Raw genomic sequence first — 16,669 nt, 5'->3', positions numbered from 1 at the left:
ATCACGTCGGTCTCGCATGCATTTTTTGCGCCTGAAACCCCAGGCCTCAGTTTTGGAACGCCTGGGCTGGATGTTTTTAGCGTTGATCGTAAAGGGTCGGAATGAGCTGTTCAACTCGCTGAATCTATCTTTGACCAACATCTCGCCGCGAAACCGTATCTTCTACCATTCGGCTTAGATTCGCAGGGCTTGCCCAGCGCGACAACTGAAACGGTGCTGGAATTCTGAAAGTCAGTCGATGCGGGTCATCTCGGTCACTGGTCTTCGAGTTGGACCGCGCCGCAGCGAAGTAGAAACTCGTACGTGCCGTCATAGAAAGCAGGTGGTCGCGTCGGATCGTCACGATCGCCGGTGGGTACAAAGATGGCCATACCCTGCCGCGCGCGGGTCAAGAGTACGCGATAGGCATTTAGCAGGTATAAACGCTTCGTCTCGTCGCGAACTTGCTGCCATTTGGTCCCTTTGAACGCGTGAAACTGCCAGGCGGCATCTATCCAGCGGAGGTCCGCGTCCCAACAGACACCGGCCCAATCCAGCTCGAGCCCCTGAATATCGAATTGGGTGGCGACCTCCTCGAGATAGTACGAAGAGCGGACGTCCAGCCTGTCATTGAGAAACCAGGTTGCCGGTTCGATTTTCGCCTTCACATGGATGCCCTCCGGGCGGAGACGGTATCCTCCTGATGAAGCGACAAGGCCAAGCCGCTCGCTACCTCGCGCCATGCTACGCAGCCAACTGCGGACCCGCGCTAAATCACGAGAGACAACAATCGGATAGCGGCCTCCCATGGCGGCTAGAGAATGCTTTGCGCCTGATGCGTCTCCGTCGAGCATCTGACCCACGAACGCCGAAAGTTGCTCGGCACGGAACGACCGCATTGAGACCGCCAGGTGCAGATCAGGGTGCTTCACGATGTTCGGCGCCGCCAGCAATGTTTTTGCCTCGGAAGACGCGGTGTAATGCCGATCCTCTAGCAGCGAAGAGGCGTGCACCCGCCAACCGGGAAACCTATCCTTGAGAGCGGTCAGCCATTCCATCAGGCCTGCTTCGCCCGTGTTGATCTCTTGTCCGCCCCCAATCAGGCAAATGACCGTGCACCAGTCACGATGCCTATCCATGACGCTGATCAGAAATTCAGGCTCGGACTTGTCGAAGTCATCATAGCCGCGCTTTTTCATGAAGTTGGTCGCTTGACCAGCCGTCCAAGCCCTCTGCGCTTCATCGAAGACTACAACTTTCTCGAACGGAACTTCATCCCGGTCCAGATAGTGATCGCGAAAATGGTGAATGTTCTGGACGAAGGTCCTGACCCGTCTTCTGGCCTCGCCCAAGGCGATTTTCTCGCGACTGTTCTGGTCGCGGGCCAGTGCCTCTCGCAACACGTCGACCAGAGGGCCGTTACCGGATAGAAAAACCGCGTGTTCGTCTTCGTGGCGTTTAGCGCGTTTGGCGGCGATGTTCAGCCCAGCTAAAGTTTTCCCAGCGCCTGGCACGCCGGTGATGAAGCAGATCGATTTGAACTGATCGCGTTTTGATTCCTCAATCACTTCAGCAATCCGACCTGCGGTAGCCTGCAAGTTTTTTGCCCCGGCATCTGAGCGCGATATCTCCTCCACCGCGTGGCTTCTGTAGAGCGCTTCGGCAGCCTCAATAATGGTGGGCGTTGGGCGGTAGCCCGAGGCGCGCCATGCAGCTACATCAATGTGATCGTGCCTGGCTGCGGGCGGCCGTTGGAGGGCTAGTGTGTCGGCCAGCCCATTGGGACCTATGAGAACCGGCGCGGACACAAGATCGGTCGCCCAGCGAGGCTGCTGCAATCGAGCTTCGGCGCGGGTCGCGATCAATACAGGAAGGATTGGAAGGGAGTGGCTGCCCAGATGGAAGTTCTTCAAATCCAGTGCATAGTCGTGGACCTGTTCAATTGCGGCTCTATCGAAAGATGCGGAGTTGACCTTGAACTCGAGTACAATAACCATGCCACAGTGAAGAACTACTGCGTCGGCACGTTTCCCCATGCGCGGGACAGAAAACTCTAAGAAAACGTGCGCGTCCGGCGTGCTCGCCAGCACGCGTTTCAGGATTTCAATCTGCTTAATCCAGGCAAAGCGCTGTTCATGCTCAAGCGCGTGGTGATGCGATCGGGCAAGTTCACCGAGAACGCTTTCATCTGAGGAGTTCAAGAAGTCGAGGGCGGATGCCGAATAGTATGAATCGCGCATGCCTTTGCATGTCAGATTCATTTGCGTGACGCCAGGGCGCCGGGTTGTTCATCCCATCCTTCGGGAAAAGGCTCCAGCACCTGCGCCAGCGCGACCTCCGGCCCCTGCCTTCCGTCCAGTATCGCCTCGACAATGTCGGGCGCCAACAGCGTCAGCCGCAGAACCCGGGTCAAGTAGGAGGGCGCGATCCCCTCGCGGTCGGCTAGCTCCGCGGTGGTCGCGAACTCGCCCGACTCCAGCATCCGCTTCCATCTGAACGCGCGCGCCAGAGCCTTGACCAGCGTGTTATCCGGTCGACGCGGCTGGGCGACGCCCTCCGGCGTGTTGCTGGGCAACACCATCTGCTTGCGCCCGCCCCGCTTCACGATGCGGAACGGGACATGGAGCGTCACCGTCTCGGGGACTGGGGCACCTCGGGTCATGCGGCTTCTCCCATGTCTCCGGCCAGCATCTCTCGCGCCAGACCGCCGAGACCATCGACGCGGAGCCGGACGTTCAGGCCCCCATCGCCAATGTCCACGCGCTCGACCAGCAGCGCCAAGATGCGCGCCTGCTCGGCGGGGAAGAGTTCGTCCCACAGAGGGTCGAGTTGCTGAACGGCATCGCGGGCGTCGGCCTCGGTGACCTCGTCGTCCTGCGCCCGCGCCGTCTTTCACGTCCCCGCCACGATCTCACGCTGGCGGAACACCGCCCGCAGCTGGTCAATCACGGCCCGCTCGATCTCACCCGCAGGCACGCGCCCGACAGGGCAGGCTCCAGCGCCGTGCTTCAGCACCGTCTGGCTGACGTAGAAGCGGTAGAGCCTGCCGCCCTTGCGGGTGTGCGTCGGCGAGAACGCCGCGCCGTCTGGCCCGTAGAGCAACCCCTTCAGCAGCGCAGGCGTGTCCGACCAGGTGTTCGCAGCTCGTTTGCGCGGGCTCTCCTTCAGGATGGCGTGGACCCGGTCCCAGGTCGTCTGGTCGACGATGGCGTCATGCTCGCCGGGGAAGCTGTCACCCTTGAACGGCGCCTCGCCGAGATACGTCCGGTTGCTCAGCATCCGGTAGATCGCCTTCTTGTCGATCGGACGTCCGGTGCGGTTGAGGATGCCGCGCTCAGCCGCTTCGCGAGCGAGGATGGTGCCCGACCCGACCTCTATGAAGCGCCGGAAGATCCAGAGCGCCTGCTCGGCGCGTTCGCCATCGTGGGCGAGCTTCCGGCTCTCGACGCGGTAGCCGAAGGGCGGCACGCCATCCATCCAGATGCCCTTGCGGCGGCTGGCGGCGACATTGTCGCGAATGCGTTCGGCGGTCACCTCGCGTGCTCCAGCGCTTCAATTGAGGATTTCCGATTGTAGACAGCACTCCGCAGCTTGCGGACGACCTTCGATTTTTTCGGACGGCTGCGTCATGTCCGCCCTCTGTGGTTCTTGAGGCCGAAGAAGTTCCAGCCATTTCACCGCGTGCCGGTGATGGCGCGGGCGATCGAGGACAGCGACTTGTATGATCCTACCTGCCATTCGAAACAGTCGGCTGTGACCGTGACGACTTGCTCGACTCCCTGCCACTCGCGCAGCAGTCGCGTAAAGTGATGGGGCGCTCGTGGCCGTCCGAAACGGCCTCTCCGCGCTCGGCATACCCGTCACGGAGCCGGTGGGACGTGTCTGTCTGGGGAAGGGGAAGCTTCACTATCAGATTATTTGCGCAATACGGCGCTGACCTCGGCCGCGACCTTGCCGTTGGCGCCGCGGTGCCGCCGGCTATGGTCCTATTGATGCCGCGGCCGACACTGGTGGCGGGGGTGTCGGCGGCCTCGCTGCTGTTCCTGGCGCTGCTGGGCGCCTGGGCTGCCGGCGCGAACGTGGTGAAGGCGATATGGCGCGTGACCTTCTGGGGCACGCTCGCAGTGGCCCTTACCGGGATTGGGGCGGTGTTCGGGTCGGTCCAATGACGGCGATCAGGTAAACTTCGCGCCGCGGCTGCCTGCTTGGCGCCGGCGCGGCGTCAGCCGGCCGTGGCGCGGCGGCCGGTGCCGAAGCGGCCCGGTTTGCCCGGTTCAGGAAGGTCCATCCGCAGCCGCGCGGTATAGGCGTTGCGGACGTGCTGCGCCGCCGCCTCGGCCGCCGCTGCCGCGTTCCGCGCGGCGATCGCCTCGGCCAGGATCGCGTGTTCTGCGATCACTTCGGTCTGCCGTTCCGGCACCAGCAGGGTGGACCCGCGCCGGTCGGCAGTGACCATGTCCATCGTCGTGGCGCTCATCTTGGCGAGGTAGCGGTTATGCGCTGCGCGGCGGATTAGGTCGTGAAAGATCTTGTTGTGCACATACATCCGGTCGCAGTCGCCGAACAGCTCCGCCTCGGCCCGCGCGTGGCGGGTGATCGCGGCCAAGTCCGGCCCTGATCCATTCAGTGCCGCCTGTGCCGCCAGCGCGCTTTCCAGTACCTCGCGCGTAAGGAACAGTTCGCGCTGCGCATCCTCGTCCACCGATACGACGACCAGCCCGCTGCCGTCATGCCCTGACAAAAGCCCCTCGGCCTCGAGCCGGCGCAGCCCCTCGCGCGCCGGGGTGCGGCTGATGCCAAGCCACTCGGCCACGCGGTATTCCGAAATCCGGTTCCCCGGGGCGAGCTTGCCCGACTCGATCGCCTCGCGCACCACATCGTAGGCGCGTTCGGCAAGTGGTGTGCCGTCGCTGGGTTTGCGGATCGCCTTCTGGTCCGTCATTCTTCGTCACTCCTGCGGCTCGCGTTGCCGTGCAGCATACCAGATTGGATTTGCCGCGCCACCATGCCGCGGATCAGCGCGGGCGGAACATCGGGACCGGCGGGCCGTCCGGGTCGGATGTGCGGCAGAATACGATTTCGACAAGCTGTCCGATCGCCACGGCGTCAGGGTCAACGTCTACAAGGTCGGTCAGCATCCTTGGCCCTTCGTCTAGTTCGACAAAGGCTACGATGTTCGGCACCGCCCCGGCGCGCAGCACGGTCCAGGAATAGACGGTGCCGTGCCCGCTCGCCTGTTCCCAAGTCGTGTCGGCAGTCCAGCAGAACGGGCAGAGGCTGCGCGGGAACCAATGCGCCTGAGCGCAGGCGCGGCAGCGGCGGATCAGGAACCGGCCCTCGCGCGCCGCCTCCCAAAAGGGCAGGCTTTCGGGGTCAGGGCGGACCGGAGGGATGGCGCGGTCGTTGGTCATGCCGCGCGCTCCAAGATCAGGGTGCCGGCACCGTGTCGGGTCGCCAGTTGCCCGCCGGTGCCGTGGACCAGCGCCAGCGCGCAGTCCGGCACCTGCACGGCCGGATGCGCCTCGCCGCGCAGCTGGCGTACGGCCTCGATGATCTTGGTGATGCCGCCACGATTGGCGGGGTGGTTGTTGCACAGCCCGCCACCGTCGGTGTTGACCGCCAGCCGCCCGACCCCCGAAATCAGAGCCCCGTCCGAGACAAAGGCGCCGCCCTTTCCCTTGCCACAGAATCCCAGATCCTCGAGCTGCAGCAGCACGGTGATGGTAAAGCTGTCGTAGAGCGAGGCGTAGCGGATGTCGGCGGGCGTCACCCCTGCCTCGGCAAAGGCGACGGGGCCGGTGCGCACCGCCGCCGTCCGGGTTAGGTCGATCCGGCCGCCGTGCTGGTGCCCGGTCGATTCCCCCGCCCCGAGCACCCGCACCACCGGACGCGCCAGCGACCGCGCGATGTCCGGCCGGGCGACCACGACCGCGCCGCCGCCGTCGCTGATGACGCAGCAGTCCAGCCGGTGCAGCGGGTCCGCGACTAGGGGTGAATTCACCACATCCTCGACCGTCACGAGGTCGCGCAGCACGGCGTGCTGGTTGTGCTGCGCATGGTGCGAGGCCGCGACCTTGATCCAGGCGAGTTGTTCTGACGTGGTGCCGAACTCGTGCATGTGCCGGCGTGCGGCCAGCGCATAGCTCGCGGCGGTAGGAATGGCGTAAGGGTATTCCCACTGCACGTCCGGTGCGGCGGCATGGCGGATTCGCGGCTCGGTCCCGGTCCTGATGCGGTCGGCCCTGGGTCGCCCCGCCAGCGTGATGAGCGCGACGCTGCAGCGTCCCAGCGCGATGGCCGCCGCTGCATGGGCGACCTGCACTACAGGGGACACACCGCCGATGTCGGTGGCGTCGACATGGCGCACCGTAAGGTTGAGATAGTTCAGCATCGACTGGAGCCCGCCCGGCGCGTCGCCGGAACAGAAATAACCGTCAATGTCGTCGCGGCTCAGGCCCGCATCGGCGATGGCGCCGGCCGCGACCTCGGCATGCAGCTGGGCGTGGCTTTTGTCAGGGGCGTGGCGCGTCGGATGTTCGAAGGCGCCAACGATGCAGGCCGCATGGCGGATCGTCATCGCTCTCCTCCCGTCCTTACTCCGCACTATGGTATACCTTGACCGGCTAGCCCGGCAACCAGAATGTCTCAACGCAGTAAGGCTGCAATGGCAGAAACCCGGAAAAAGGTGTCGGCCAACCTTGCGCGCCGAGGATAATGGTATACAGTTTTCCGTGAACCTGCGGCCGCCCCGGCGCCGCCTTGTCCGGGGACTGCCCGATGTCCGTGAGGCTGCATTTCGGCAAGGTGCTGGACACGCTTCTGCAGCCGAACTTCGGCATCTACATCCTCGGCAACGCGGTCTCGTTAATCGGCACCTGGACCCAGCGCATTGCCGCTGGCTGGCTGGTGTGGGAGCTGACCGGGTCGCCCGCGTGGCTTGGCGTGATCGCCTTTGCCGACCTGTTCCCGGCGGTCGTGATCGCGCCCTTTGCCGGCGTTGCCGCCGATCGGTGGAGCCGACTTAGGGTCATGCGGCTGGCGCAGGCGCTGGGGGCGGTCTTTGCCGGGCTGCTGGCGCTCCTGTATTTCGCCGGGCTGGTCGATATCTGGACCTTGCTCGCCATGACGCTGGCGCTGGGCGTCGTAGATTCCTTCGTGCAGCCGTTTCGCCTCGCCGTCGTGTCGGCGCTGGTAGAGCGCGAGAGCCTGACATCGGCCGTCGCCATCAAGTCGGTGACCTTCAACCTCGCCCGATTCGTTGGGCCGGCGGTCGCGGGCATCATCATCGCCACGGTCGGCGTCGGCTGGGCCTTTGCCGTCAACGCGCTGTCGTTCCTTGCGCTGTTGGCGGCGCTGATGGTGGTGCGCGAACTGAGGCCGCCGCTGCCCCGCCCGCCGGCGCAGGGCCTGTTCGCCGAGGCGGCGGCGGGGCTGCGCTATGCCCTGCGCACCCCCGGACTGGCGGTCGTGCTCGGCCTGCTGTCGGCGACCTGTCTGTTCGCGCGTCCGGTTGTGGAGCTGCTGCCGGGCTGGGCTGGCCGCATCTTTGGCGGCGACGCGACGAACCTCGCCGCGCTGACATCGGCCATCGGCGTCGGCGCGGTGGCAGGTGGGGTCTGGCTGGCGGGGCGGCCGAGCGCCCAAGGCCTCGTGCGCATCATGATTTTGTGCTGTTACGGCCTTGTCGCCTCGCTCCTCGCTTTTGCCGTCGCGCCGGGGATGCTTGTTGCGCTGCCGCTGATGGCGGTGACAGGGTTCTTTCTCATCACCTCGGCGATTTCGACCCAAACTTTGATCCAGTTGAACGTCGAAGACCGGATGCGGGGTCGCGTGCTCAGCGTCTATGCGATGATCATCAAGGGCGGCCCGGCCGTGGGCGCGCTGGTCATGGGCTTTGCCGCGACCGCGGCGGGGCTGCGCTGGCCGCTGGTGGCGGCCATGGCGCTGCTGGCGCTCGCCACGATCGCGGCGCATCAGGGCCGCCGCCGGATGGAGGTCCAGCTGGAAACCGCCACCGATCTGAGGGGAGAGGGCGCATGACGATCCAGGACGGCGGGGCCGTGAAGGCCGACCTGCAGGGGTGGGAGGCGCTGGCCGACGCCTTCGTCGCCGAGGGGACGGACCATCATTTCCAGCTGATGGGCCATGGCCAGATGCTCTGGGCCACGTCGCTGGACGACCGGCCAGGGGTGCGCACCGTCGATGCCCGCCACGAACATTGCGCGGTGATGGCGGCGGTTGGCTACCATTATGCCACCGGCAAGGTCGGAGTCGCCTCGGTCACCTGCGGGCCCGGGTTCACCCAGATCCTGACCGCGCTGGCGCAGGCGGCGCAGGCGCGCGTGCCCGTCGTGGTGCTGGCGGCGGACGCGCCCGTGGGGATGCGCTGGTACAACCAGACGGTTGATCAGATAGGCCTCGCCCGCGGCGCAGGGGCCCGCGTCGTCGCGGTGCGGTCGGGTCGGCTGCTGCTGGACGGCGTGCAGGAGGCGTTCCACACGGCGAGGCTCGAACAGATGCCCGTTGTGCTGAACATCCCCTATGACCTGATGAGGGATCCGCAGCCGCGCGACCGCGCCTATATCGCCTCAACCGACCTCGTACCCCGGCTGTCGCCGCTGGCCCCGCATCCGGACGAGGTGGAGGCGCTGGCCGGCTGGCTGGCAGGCGCGGCCCGGCCGATCTTGCTGGCAGGGCGCGGTGCTTTGGGTGCGCAGGATCAGATCCGCGCGCTGGCCGATCGTTGCGGCGCGCTGCTGGCGACGACCCTGCCGGTGCGGGGCGCCTTTGACGACGATCCCTTCTGCATTGGGCTGGCCGGCGGGTTTTCCGACGACCTCGCGCGCGGTTGTTTTGCCGAGGCGACGCATGTGCTGGCGATCGGCGCCAGTCTGACGCAGTACACCACGGACGGCGGCACGCTCTATCCGCAGGCGCAGGTGGCGCAGATCGACACCGCGCCCAGCGGGTTGCGGCACGGGCGGCAGGTGGCGGCGACCTTTCTGCGCGCGGACGCGGCGCTGGGGGTCGCGGCTCTCGCCTCCGCCATCGACCCTGCGTCGGGATGGCGCAGCGACGCGATGCGGGCGCGGATCGACAATCCCCCGCCGCAAGAGCCGGTCGAGATCGAGGACGGCTTGCTGGACCCCCGCGCGGTCGTCGCCGAACTCGACGCCGCGATCCCCAAGGACTGGGACATCGTCGCCGGCACCGGCCATTCGTCCTATTTCACGTCCCACATGAAGGGGCGGCCGCCGGAACGGCACCACCTGCTGCGCGAATTCGGCGCCATCGGGTCTAGCCTGCCGCTCGCCATCGGCGTCGCGGTGGCGCGGGGCAGCGGCAAGGTCGTTCTGATCGACGGCGATGGCGGGTTGATGATGCATCTGCAGGAACTGGAATCGATCCGGCGGCAGGGCATCCGCCTGATCGTCGTGGCGCTGAACGACGGCGGCTACGGGGCCGAGATTCATAAGCTGCGCAACATCGGCCTGTCGGACCGGCTGGCAACCTTTGGCCGGCCCGACTTCGCGCGGATCGCTCGGGGCCACGACCTGCTGGCCGAAAACCCGGGCGCGGGCGGGGTTGCCGAGGCGCTGGCGCGGTACCTTGCGGCGGACCGGGCGGCGATCTGGGATTTCGCGATCTCCACCCGGGTCCGGTCGCCGCGCGGCCGCAAGCTGCCGGTCTGACGATGGCTGCCCGCCGCACCCTCGCGCGTTCAAGCCTCGATTGGGGCCGGGCAGCCGATCATCTCGGCCCTGAGCCAGCGGCCCGAGTGCACGAGGTCGGCAAAACAGTCGCGAACCGTGTCGATCATCAGGCGCAGGTCGGGCGTCATCTCGGCCTCTTCCGACAGGGCGATGACCCGGACGGAATACAGCCCCCGGATCGGCACCGCGCACAACTCGCCCCGTTCCAGTTCGGCGCGCGCCATCGCCGCGACGTGGATCGTCGGCCCCACGCCTTCGCGCACCAGCGCCTTGCAGGTGCCGGCGGTGTTGGCGACGGCCGCCACCGTCAGCCGCAGGCCGACGGAGGAAAACGCCTCCTCGATGATCGACCGGACGCCCGAATCCCGGTCACCGCCGAGGATCAGCGCAATCCCGGCCAGATCCGCGATGTCGATCGACACCGGGTCGAGCCTTGTGTCGTCGGGGCGGTGGATCAGGCACAGCGGCTCGCGCAGCAGGGGCAGGATGCGGAGCCCGTTCAGCGACCGCGGCCGGTTCATCACCGACAGCGCCATCTGCCCCTCGCGCAAGAGATCAGCTCGCGCCGGCATCAGCATCGACACGAATTCGCAGGTCAGCTGCGGGTGGCGGCGCTGGATCAGTTGCGAGAGCGGATAGGCCAGAAGCTCGGCCGTGCCGGGCGACACGCCGATCCGCAGACAGCGCTTTTCGACCGCGTCCGGCTGCTCCAACGCGTGGCGGAACCCGTCGATTTCCTCAAGGATATGCTCCGCCCGAGGCGCGAGGTTGCGGGCGGCGGCGGTCATGGTGATGCCGTGCGGATGCCGCACGAACAATTCGACGCCCAGTTCCTCTTCCAGCTTCTTGATCTGCCGGCTCAGCGCGGGTTGGGCCACGTTCAGCCGGACCGCCGCGCGGCCAAAACTGCCCTCCCGGGCGACGCTGGCAAAGTAGCGAAGCTGCCGTACCTCCACGCCACGACCCTCCTGCTGGTATCCGGTGCGGGCATTTGCGACGCCCCCCGGACTGGCGATCAGACTAGACGGTATACCACACGATGAAAATAGCTGTTGGACCAGATGACGTCGGGACGGGCGCCGGTGTGCCGGACGGGGAGGTCACGCGCGCGCTGGCGGCCTTTGTCGCCGAAACTCCGGTTGCGGCGGTCCCGTCTTCGGCGATCGTTGCAGCACGGGCGGCGGTCGTCGATACAGTGGGGGTGGCGCTCGCTGGCCTGGAAGAGCCGCCGTCGCGGATCGCCGCCACCGCCGCGCTGGCCGCAGGGGCTGCTGGCATCGCGCCGCTCTGGGGGCGGCAGACGGGAACCGCGCCGGCCGAGGCCGCCTGGGCCAATGCGGTTGCAGGCCACGCACTCGACTTCGACGACAGCCTGCCGAGCCTTTGCGGCCATCCCTCGGTGCCGCTTTGTGCCACCGGGCTGGCGGTCGCAGCCGCGTTGTCGCGGCGCGGGCGGCCGGTTGACGGCACGGCGTTCCTGTCGGCCTTCGTCGTAGCGCTTGAGGTGGCGGGCAAGCTGTCGCGGGCGTTGGGCCATGGCCACTACGGCAGGGGCTGGCATCCGACCGCGACGCTGGGCGTGTTCTCGGCCACCGCGATGGCTTGCCGGCTGCAGGGTCTCGACGCCACCACCACGGCGCGGGCCTTCGGCCTTGCCGCCGCGCAGTCGGGTGGGATGGTGCGCAACTTCGGCACCATGGCCAAGCCGTTCCAGGCCGGCCACGCGGCCCGCGCCGCGGTGATCTCGGCCGATCTCGCGGCGGCAGGGATGACCGCGGCCGAGGACGTTTTCGACGGGCCGCGCGGCTACCTCGCCGTCTATGGCAACGGGTCCGCCGCGCCTATGCCGGTTCCCGGCGCATCGTGGGACATCTTCGAACCCGGCATATATGTGAAACGCTGGCCCTGCTGCTATGGAAACCACCGCGGGCTAGCCGGGATTTTTGAACTCGTCGCCCGCCACGGCATCGCAGCCGACGAGGTGCAGCGGGTCGAGGTAGGGTTCCTGCCCGACGCGGACAAGGCGCTGATCCACCGCGCCCCCACGGATGGACTGTCGGCCAAGTTCAGCATCGAATACTGCGCCGCCGCCGCCCTGATCGACGGTCGCGTGACGCTGGCGAGTTTCGAGGACAGTGCCATCCTTCGCCCCGACATCCGGGCGCTGATGGGCGGGGTCCACCGCGTGCCGATGCCGGGCGAGGGGTCGTTTTCCGGCGTGCTCGGCTGGACCGACGTCGCCATCGACACTGCGCGCGGCCGGTTTGAAACCCGCGTGGACCACACTCCAGGCTCGCCCGAGGCGCCGATGACCGATGCCGACCGGCTCGACAAGTTCATGGGCTGCGTTACTGGTCTTCTGGGGACCGACGGCGCCGACCGCCTATTCGCGGCCTTGGGCTCGCTGGAGCGGATGCCCGATGTCGCGGCCATAGCACCGCTGATGGAGGTCCGGGCATGACCGCGCGCGATATGGTGATCTGCGAATGTTTCGCCCGCGACGGGTTGCAGCATGAACCGGATTTCGTCCCGACCGCGACCAAGATCGCGCTGATCGACGCCTTTTCCCGCGCCGGATTCGCCCGGGTCGAGGCGACGAGCTACAGCCACCCCGGTCAGGTGCCGGCCTTTGCCGATGCCTCCGACGTGTTGGACGGCATTGCTCGGCCGTCCGGCGTGGCGTTCAAGGCGACCTGCCCGAACCCGCGCGCGGTCGACAGGGCGCTGGCCGATCTCGACGCCGGGGCCGGCGCGGATGAACTGAGCCTGCTGATTTCCGCGACCGAGGCGCATACTGCGCGCAACCTGCGCACCACCCGCGCCGACCAATGGCAACGGGTCGCAGAGATGGCCACGGCGGCGCGCGGGCGGGCGCGGCTCGTGGGCGTGATCTCGATGGCCTGGGGCTGCCCGTTCGAGGGTGCTGTCGATCCCGCCCGGGTGGCCGAGGATGCAGCGCGGTTTGCCGACCTCGGCGCCCACCTCGTGACGCTTGGCGACACCATCGGTACGGCAACGCCCAGCAGCGTGCGGGCGCTGATCGCGCGAGTCCGGGCGGCGGCACCGGCGGTAATCCCGGTCGGCCATTTCCACGACACCCGCGGCACCGGGCTGGCCAACTGCCTCGCCGCGCTCGACGCCGGCTGCACCCACCTCGACAGCGCGATGGGCGGCACCGGCGGGCATCCGGCCGACATCGTCTATGGCGAGGGCTTCACCGGCAATGTGGTGACCGAGGATCTGGTGAACCTGCTGGAGGAGGAGGGCGTGTCGACCGGCCTTGACCTTGACGCGGTGGACGCGGCCTCGAGCGCCTGCGAAACCGCACTGGGGCGGCCGCTGCGCAGCATGGTTGCCCGGTCCGGCTGGGGCCTGTCCCGGCGAGGGGAGGTGGCGCGTGCCTGATGTCCTGACGATCGAAACGCGCGGGCCGGTCCGCATCCTGACGATGAACCGGCCCGACAAGCTGAACGCGCTCGACACCGCCCTTACCCGGGCGCTGTGCGACGCGCTGGACGCGGCGGCAGGGGACGCTCAAGTCCGGGCTCTGGTCCTTAGCGGGGCGGGGCGCGCGTTCTGCGCCGGGGCCGACACCGGCGAATTCAGGGATCTGGTGCCGGGGCAGGGAGACCGCGTGGCAGACCGCGCCTCGCTGACAGCCCGCCTACACCGGCTGCTGCGCGCGGTGCCGCAGCCCATCGTTTCGGCGGTCCACGGTGCGGCGGTAGGCGGTGGGGCGGGCCTCGCTATCGGTTGCGATATGGCGGTGGCGGCCGAGGGGACGCGCTTCGGCTATCCCGAACTGCGCCACGACCTCGTCCCCGCGCTGGTGATGACCAACCTTGTCCGCCAGATGGGGCGCAAGCTGGCGTTCGAACTGGTGGCGACGGGCCGGATGCTGTCGGCGGCCGAGATGCTGGCGGCGGGCCTCGTCAATCGCGTGGTACCCGACGGCGATGCCTTGGCGGCGGCGCTGGACCTGGCGGAGATCTGCGCCCGGCCGAAGCCCATCGCGATGGAGGCGACCAAGCGACTTTTCCACGAGGTGGCCGAGGCCCATTACGACGCCGCTATGGAGGCCGGACTGCAGGCGAATATCGCGATGCGCGGATACAGGGACGGGCCATGACCGACGAAAGCCGTTTGATCGTCACCCGCGACGGCCCCGTCGCCAGCGTCATCCTGAACCGCCCGGACAAACGCAACGCCGTCGATCTCTCGACCTGCCACGCGCTGCGGTCGGCGTTTCAGGAGCTTGACGCCGACCCTACAGTGCTCGTCGTCCTGATCTCCGGCGCGGGGCCCTCGTTCTGCGCCGGGGCTGACCTATCCGAACGCAAGGGCCGCGATGCCGCCTGGGTCAGGCAACGACGGCTGGCGGCTTTTGCCGCCTATGACGCCATCGAACGCTGTGGTGTGCCGGTGGTGGCACTGGTCCATGGCGCCGTCGTGGGCGCGGGTGGCGAGATTGCGATGGCCGCCGATTTCATCATCGCCGCCGAAGGCACGGTGTTCCGCTTTCCCGAACCGAAATGGGGCACTGTCGGCGCGACGCAGCGGCTGCAACGCGCCATCGGCATTCGCGGCGCCAAGGAATTGCTGTTCACCGGCCGCGATCTGCCGGCGGCTGAGGCGTTGGCGCGCGGGCTGGGCGCGCGGGTGGTGCCGGCGGGCGACCTTGAGGCCACGGGACAGGACATCGCTGCCGCCATCGCCGCCGCGCCCGCGCTTGCGATTCGTCTGACTAAGCAGGCCATCAACCTGGGTGGCACCACCGATCTGGCGAATGGTATACGTATCGAACTCGCTGCGATTGACCACAATCTGGCGGAAGGCGACTGGCAGAAAGGACAAGAGCGCTTTATGGATCGCAAGAAAGATAGCTAGATCAGGAGATTAAACGACCAATAGCATTTCGGCATGACCTCATTCATCAACGGCCTTTGACTTGCCTGGTTCCGGGCGCCAGTCTCGACCCAAGAATGGAATACCGGATGCCCCGTAGAGAAGGTGCACCGGAAGGGAGGATCTGACGATGAGTGACTGGCCGCTTTCGGACGAGCTTGTCATGGTGCGCGACACCGCCAGACGGTTCATGCGACAGGACGTGAAACCGGCCGAGGATCAGGTCGAACACGACGCAATCCATCTGCCTGACCACCTGCTGCTGCCGCTGCAGCAAAAGGCCAAGGATCTGGGCATCTGGTGCATCCGCTCACCGGCCGAATACGGCGGCGCCGGGCTGTCGCTCTTAGGACAGGCCGTGGTGGCCGAAGAAACTGCCCGCTGCCGGATGGGTGCCTACATTCCCGCCTGCGGTGCCATCGGATTCGACGTGCCGAACACCGTGTTCGAATGGGGCACCCCCTACCAGATCGAGAAGTACGCCAAGCCCGGCGTGATCGAGGGGCGCAAGGTGTTCACCGCCGTGACCGAGCCCACTGGCGGGTCGGACCCGGCGCGGTCGATCCGCACCCGCGCCGTACGGCAGGGCGACGACTATGTGCTGAACGGCACCAAGATGTGGATTTCCGGCATCCAGCACGCGACCTGGGGCATGGTCTTTGCCCGCACCGGCGACCAGGGCGACCGGGGCGGCATTTCCGCTTTCATCCTGGAACTCGACACACCCGGCGTGTCGACCCGGCGGATCCCGGTGCTGCGTGCCTATTCGCCCTACGAAATCACCCTGCAGGACGTGAAGATCCCGGTCAAGAACCTGTTGGGCGAAGAGGGCAAGGGCTTTCAGGTGTTCTCGAAATGGACCACCGAGGGCCGCATCCCCTATGCCGCCGGCACCCTCGGCGTGGCGCAGGAGGCGCTCGAGATGGCGATCGAGTGGGTCCGCCACCGCGAGACTTTCAAGACAAAACTTGCCGACAAGCAAGCGATCCAGTGGATGGTCGCCGACAGCGAGATGGAGCTGCAGGCGGCGCGGATGCTGGTCTACAAGGCCGCGATGGTCCACGAAACCGGCGGCGACCTGCGCTACTGGTCCTCGATGGCCAAGGTCACGGCGACGGAAACCGCGCACCGCGTGGTGGACCGCTGCGTGCAGATGTTCGGCGCGCTGGGCGTGGCCGAGGAGATGCCGCTGGAACGCTGGTTTCGAGAGTTGCGGGTCAAGCGCGTGGGCGAGGGGCCGTCAGAAGTGCAGCGCATGGTCGTTGCGCGCAGCCTGCTCAAGACACGGTCGACCGTCGATGCCGGTTGAGCTCAGCCTTTCGGATGGGATCGCGACGGTCACCATCGACCGCCCGGACAAGCGCAACGCGCTGGACGCGGACCACTATACCGCGCTGTCCGAGGCGTTCGTGCAGGTCCGCGACGACGACTCAATCCGTTGTGCGATCCTCACCGGGGCAGGCAACCGCGCGTTCTGCGCCGGGGCCGACATCGGTACCTGGCTCGGCCGCGACCGCAGGCTGACGGACCTCTGGGCGACGCAGACGGGGCTGCTGCCGAACCGCGGACTGGAGATCTGGAAGCCGGTGATTGCCGCCGTGAACGGTGACTGCATCGGCGGCGGGATGACGCTGCTGATGGGGACGGACATCCGCGTTGCCGCGCGCCATGCTACCTTTTCCCTGCCAGAAGGGCGGCGCGGCGTGATCCCCGCCAATGGCGGCACCCAGCGCCTGCTGCGGCAACTGCCCCATGCCGTGGCGATGAAGTTGCTGCTGTTGGGCGAGCCGATGACGGCGGACGAGGCCGGTCGCTGGGGTTTCGTCAACGACGTGGTGGAAGCCGATGAGGTGATGGAGGTGGCGCTGGCTTGCGCCCGCCGGATCGCTGCTGCCGCGCCGCTGGCGATGCAGGCGGCCAAAGAACTGGCGATCCGCTCACAGGATCTGACGATGGCCGAAGGGCTGCGGATGGAACAACTGGTGCAGCACGCGCTTCTGGCCAGCAACGACGCCGCCGAAGGGCGCGCGGCGTTCGCTGAGAAACGTGAACCGGCGTTCGGGGGGCACTGA

The 16,669-nt window shown here is 67.0% G+C and carries 16 protein-coding genes and 1 pseudogene; 9 read left to right on the top strand and 8 right to left on the bottom strand.

Annotated elements, in window-relative coordinates:
- Positions 1-254 precede the first annotated feature (254 nt).
- The 4 genes and pseudogenes from EF888_RS14820 to EF888_RS14805 all read right to left on the bottom strand — a co-directional run bounded on the left by EF888_RS14820 (position 255) and on the right by EF888_RS14805 (position 3,773).
- Positions 255-2,219, bottom strand: coding sequence for a DUF2075 domain-containing protein (locus EF888_RS14820; RefSeq protein WP_109761253.1), 1,965 nt, complete (start codon positions 2,217-2,219; stop codon positions 255-257).
- Between the two features lie 17 nt (positions 2,220-2,236).
- Positions 2,237-2,641: a hypothetical protein gene (locus tag EF888_RS14815; protein WP_109761254.1), complete on the bottom strand. Its 405-nt coding sequence runs from the start codon at positions 2,639-2,641 to the stop codon at positions 2,237-2,239.
- Positions 2,638-3,519, bottom strand: a pseudogene (locus EF888_RS14810) (recombinase family protein); the annotation flags it as partial. The pseudogene EF888_RS14810 and the gene EF888_RS14815, both read right to left, overlap by 4 nt.
- A gap of 134 nt (positions 3,520-3,653) precedes the next feature.
- Complete coding sequence (locus tag EF888_RS14805) at positions 3,654-3,773, bottom strand: DUF2924 domain-containing protein (RefSeq protein ID WP_420902673.1); 120 nt, start codon at positions 3,771-3,773, stop codon at positions 3,654-3,656.
- 198 nt (positions 3,774-3,971) lie between these two features.
- On the opposite strand from EF888_RS14805, the gene EF888_RS14800 reads away from it, so the two are divergent.
- Positions 3,972-4,148, top strand: coding sequence for a hypothetical protein (locus tag EF888_RS14800; RefSeq protein ID WP_206508330.1), 177 nt, complete (start codon positions 3,972-3,974; stop codon positions 4,146-4,148).
- Between the two features lie 53 nt (positions 4,149-4,201).
- Here the strand turns inward: EF888_RS14800 and EF888_RS14795 are convergent, their stop codons facing one another.
- From EF888_RS14795 to EF888_RS14785, 3 genes are all read right to left on the bottom strand, one after another.
- Positions 4,202-4,921, bottom strand: coding sequence for a GntR family transcriptional regulator (locus EF888_RS14795; RefSeq protein WP_109760682.1), 720 nt, complete (start codon positions 4,919-4,921; stop codon positions 4,202-4,204).
- Positions 4,922-4,994: 73 nt separating this feature from the next.
- On the bottom strand, positions 4,995-5,390 hold the full coding sequence (locus EF888_RS14790; protein WP_109760683.1) for a Zn-ribbon domain-containing OB-fold protein: 396 nt from the start codon (positions 5,388-5,390) through the stop codon (positions 4,995-4,997).
- Positions 5,387-6,556, bottom strand: coding sequence for a thiolase domain-containing protein (locus EF888_RS14785; RefSeq protein WP_109760684.1), 1,170 nt, complete (start codon positions 6,554-6,556; stop codon positions 5,387-5,389). The genes EF888_RS14790 and EF888_RS14785 overlap by 4 nt, the downstream gene beginning before the upstream one ends.
- Before the next feature lie 227 nt (positions 6,557-6,783).
- Here EF888_RS14785 and EF888_RS14780 point away from each other — a divergent pair, with 227 nt between their 5' ends.
- Both EF888_RS14780 and EF888_RS14775 read left to right on the top strand, forming a co-directional pair.
- The gene (locus EF888_RS14780) at positions 6,784-8,019 is read left to right on the top strand and encodes an MFS transporter (RefSeq protein ID WP_164721709.1); all 1,236 of its coding nucleotides are present in this window, start codon (positions 6,784-6,786) and stop codon (positions 8,017-8,019) included.
- Positions 8,016-9,671: a thiamine pyrophosphate-binding protein gene (locus EF888_RS14775; RefSeq protein ID WP_109760686.1), complete on the top strand. Its 1,656-nt coding sequence runs from the start codon at positions 8,016-8,018 to the stop codon at positions 9,669-9,671. The genes EF888_RS14780 and EF888_RS14775 overlap by 4 nt, the downstream gene beginning before the upstream one ends.
- Before the next feature lie 29 nt (positions 9,672-9,700).
- Here the strand turns inward: EF888_RS14775 and EF888_RS14770 are convergent, their stop codons facing one another.
- On the bottom strand, positions 9,701-10,648 hold the full coding sequence (locus tag EF888_RS14770) for a LysR family transcriptional regulator (RefSeq protein WP_109760687.1): 948 nt from the start codon (positions 10,646-10,648) through the stop codon (positions 9,701-9,703).
- Between the two features lie 83 nt (positions 10,649-10,731).
- On the opposite strand from EF888_RS14770, the gene EF888_RS14765 reads away from it, so the two are divergent.
- The 6 genes from EF888_RS14765 to EF888_RS14740 all read left to right on the top strand — a co-directional run bounded on the left by EF888_RS14765 (position 10,732) and on the right by EF888_RS14740 (position 16,669).
- The gene (locus EF888_RS14765; protein WP_109760688.1) at positions 10,732-12,153 is read left to right on the top strand and encodes an MmgE/PrpD family protein; all 1,422 of its coding nucleotides are present in this window, start codon (positions 10,732-10,734) and stop codon (positions 12,151-12,153) included.
- The gene (locus EF888_RS14760) at positions 12,150-13,097 is read left to right on the top strand and encodes a hydroxymethylglutaryl-CoA lyase (RefSeq protein WP_109760689.1); all 948 of its coding nucleotides are present in this window, start codon (positions 12,150-12,152) and stop codon (positions 13,095-13,097) included. The genes EF888_RS14765 and EF888_RS14760 overlap by 4 nt, the downstream gene beginning before the upstream one ends.
- Complete coding sequence (locus tag EF888_RS14755) at positions 13,090-13,821, top strand: enoyl-CoA hydratase/isomerase family protein (protein WP_109760690.1); 732 nt, start codon at positions 13,090-13,092, stop codon at positions 13,819-13,821. The genes EF888_RS14760 and EF888_RS14755 overlap by 8 nt, the downstream gene beginning before the upstream one ends.
- A complete protein-coding gene (locus EF888_RS14750; RefSeq protein ID WP_109760691.1) occupies positions 13,818-14,579 on the top strand; it encodes an enoyl-CoA hydratase/isomerase family protein in 762 nt (253 codons plus the stop codon). Before EF888_RS14755 ends, EF888_RS14750 begins: the two co-directional genes overlap by 4 nt.
- 148 nt (positions 14,580-14,727) lie before the next feature.
- Positions 14,728-15,906 (top strand): acyl-CoA dehydrogenase family protein, encoded by a 1,179-nt coding sequence (locus tag EF888_RS14745; RefSeq protein WP_109760692.1) that lies wholly within the window; start codon positions 14,728-14,730, stop codon positions 15,904-15,906.
- Positions 15,896-16,669, top strand: coding sequence for an enoyl-CoA hydratase/isomerase family protein (locus EF888_RS14740; RefSeq protein ID WP_109760693.1), 774 nt, complete (start codon positions 15,896-15,898; stop codon positions 16,667-16,669). The genes EF888_RS14745 and EF888_RS14740 overlap by 11 nt, the downstream gene beginning before the upstream one ends.

This window comes from Silicimonas algicola, from assembly GCF_003970735.1.
Lineage (GTDB): Bacteria > Pseudomonadota > Alphaproteobacteria > Rhodobacterales > Rhodobacteraceae > Silicimonas > Silicimonas algicola.
This window is presented reverse-complemented; position numbering and strand designations above follow the sequence as displayed.

What these genes read in the sequence shown, in the direction of transcription:
- EF888_RS14820 (WP_109761253.1), bottom strand. Translation starts at nt 2,219, where the DNA reads ATGCGCGATTCATACTATTCGGCATCCGCCCTCGACTTCTTGAACTCC.
- EF888_RS14800 (WP_206508330.1), top strand. Translation starts at nt 3,972, where the DNA reads ATGCCGCGGCCGACACTGGTGGCGGGGGTGTCGGCGGCCTCGCTGCTG.
- EF888_RS14750 (WP_109760691.1), top strand. Translation starts at nt 13,818, where the DNA reads ATGACCGACGAAAGCCGTTTGATCGTCACCCGCGACGGCCCCGTCGCC.
- EF888_RS14795 (WP_109760682.1), bottom strand. Translation starts at nt 4,921, where the DNA reads ATGACGGACCAGAAGGCGATCCGCAAACCCAGCGACGGCACACCACTT.
- EF888_RS14765 (WP_109760688.1), top strand. Translation starts at nt 10,732, where the DNA reads ATGAAAATAGCTGTTGGACCAGATGACGTCGGGACGGGCGCCGGTGTG.
- EF888_RS14745 (WP_109760692.1), top strand. Translation starts at nt 14,728, where the DNA reads ATGAGTGACTGGCCGCTTTCGGACGAGCTTGTCATGGTGCGCGACACC.
- EF888_RS14760 (WP_109760689.1), top strand. Translation starts at nt 12,150, where the DNA reads ATGACCGCGCGCGATATGGTGATCTGCGAATGTTTCGCCCGCGACGGG.
- EF888_RS14790 (WP_109760683.1), bottom strand. Translation starts at nt 5,390, where the DNA reads ATGACCAACGACCGCGCCATCCCTCCGGTCCGCCCTGACCCCGAAAGC.
- EF888_RS14815 (WP_109761254.1), bottom strand. Translation starts at nt 2,641, where the DNA reads ATGACCCGAGGTGCCCCAGTCCCCGAGACGGTGACGCTCCATGTCCCG.
- EF888_RS14775 (WP_109760686.1), top strand. Translation starts at nt 8,016, where the DNA reads ATGACGATCCAGGACGGCGGGGCCGTGAAGGCCGACCTGCAGGGGTGG.
- EF888_RS14785 (WP_109760684.1), bottom strand. Translation starts at nt 6,556, where the DNA reads ATGACGATCCGCCATGCGGCCTGCATCGTTGGCGCCTTCGAACATCCG.
- EF888_RS14740 (WP_109760693.1), top strand. Translation starts at nt 15,896, where the DNA reads ATGCCGGTTGAGCTCAGCCTTTCGGATGGGATCGCGACGGTCACCATC.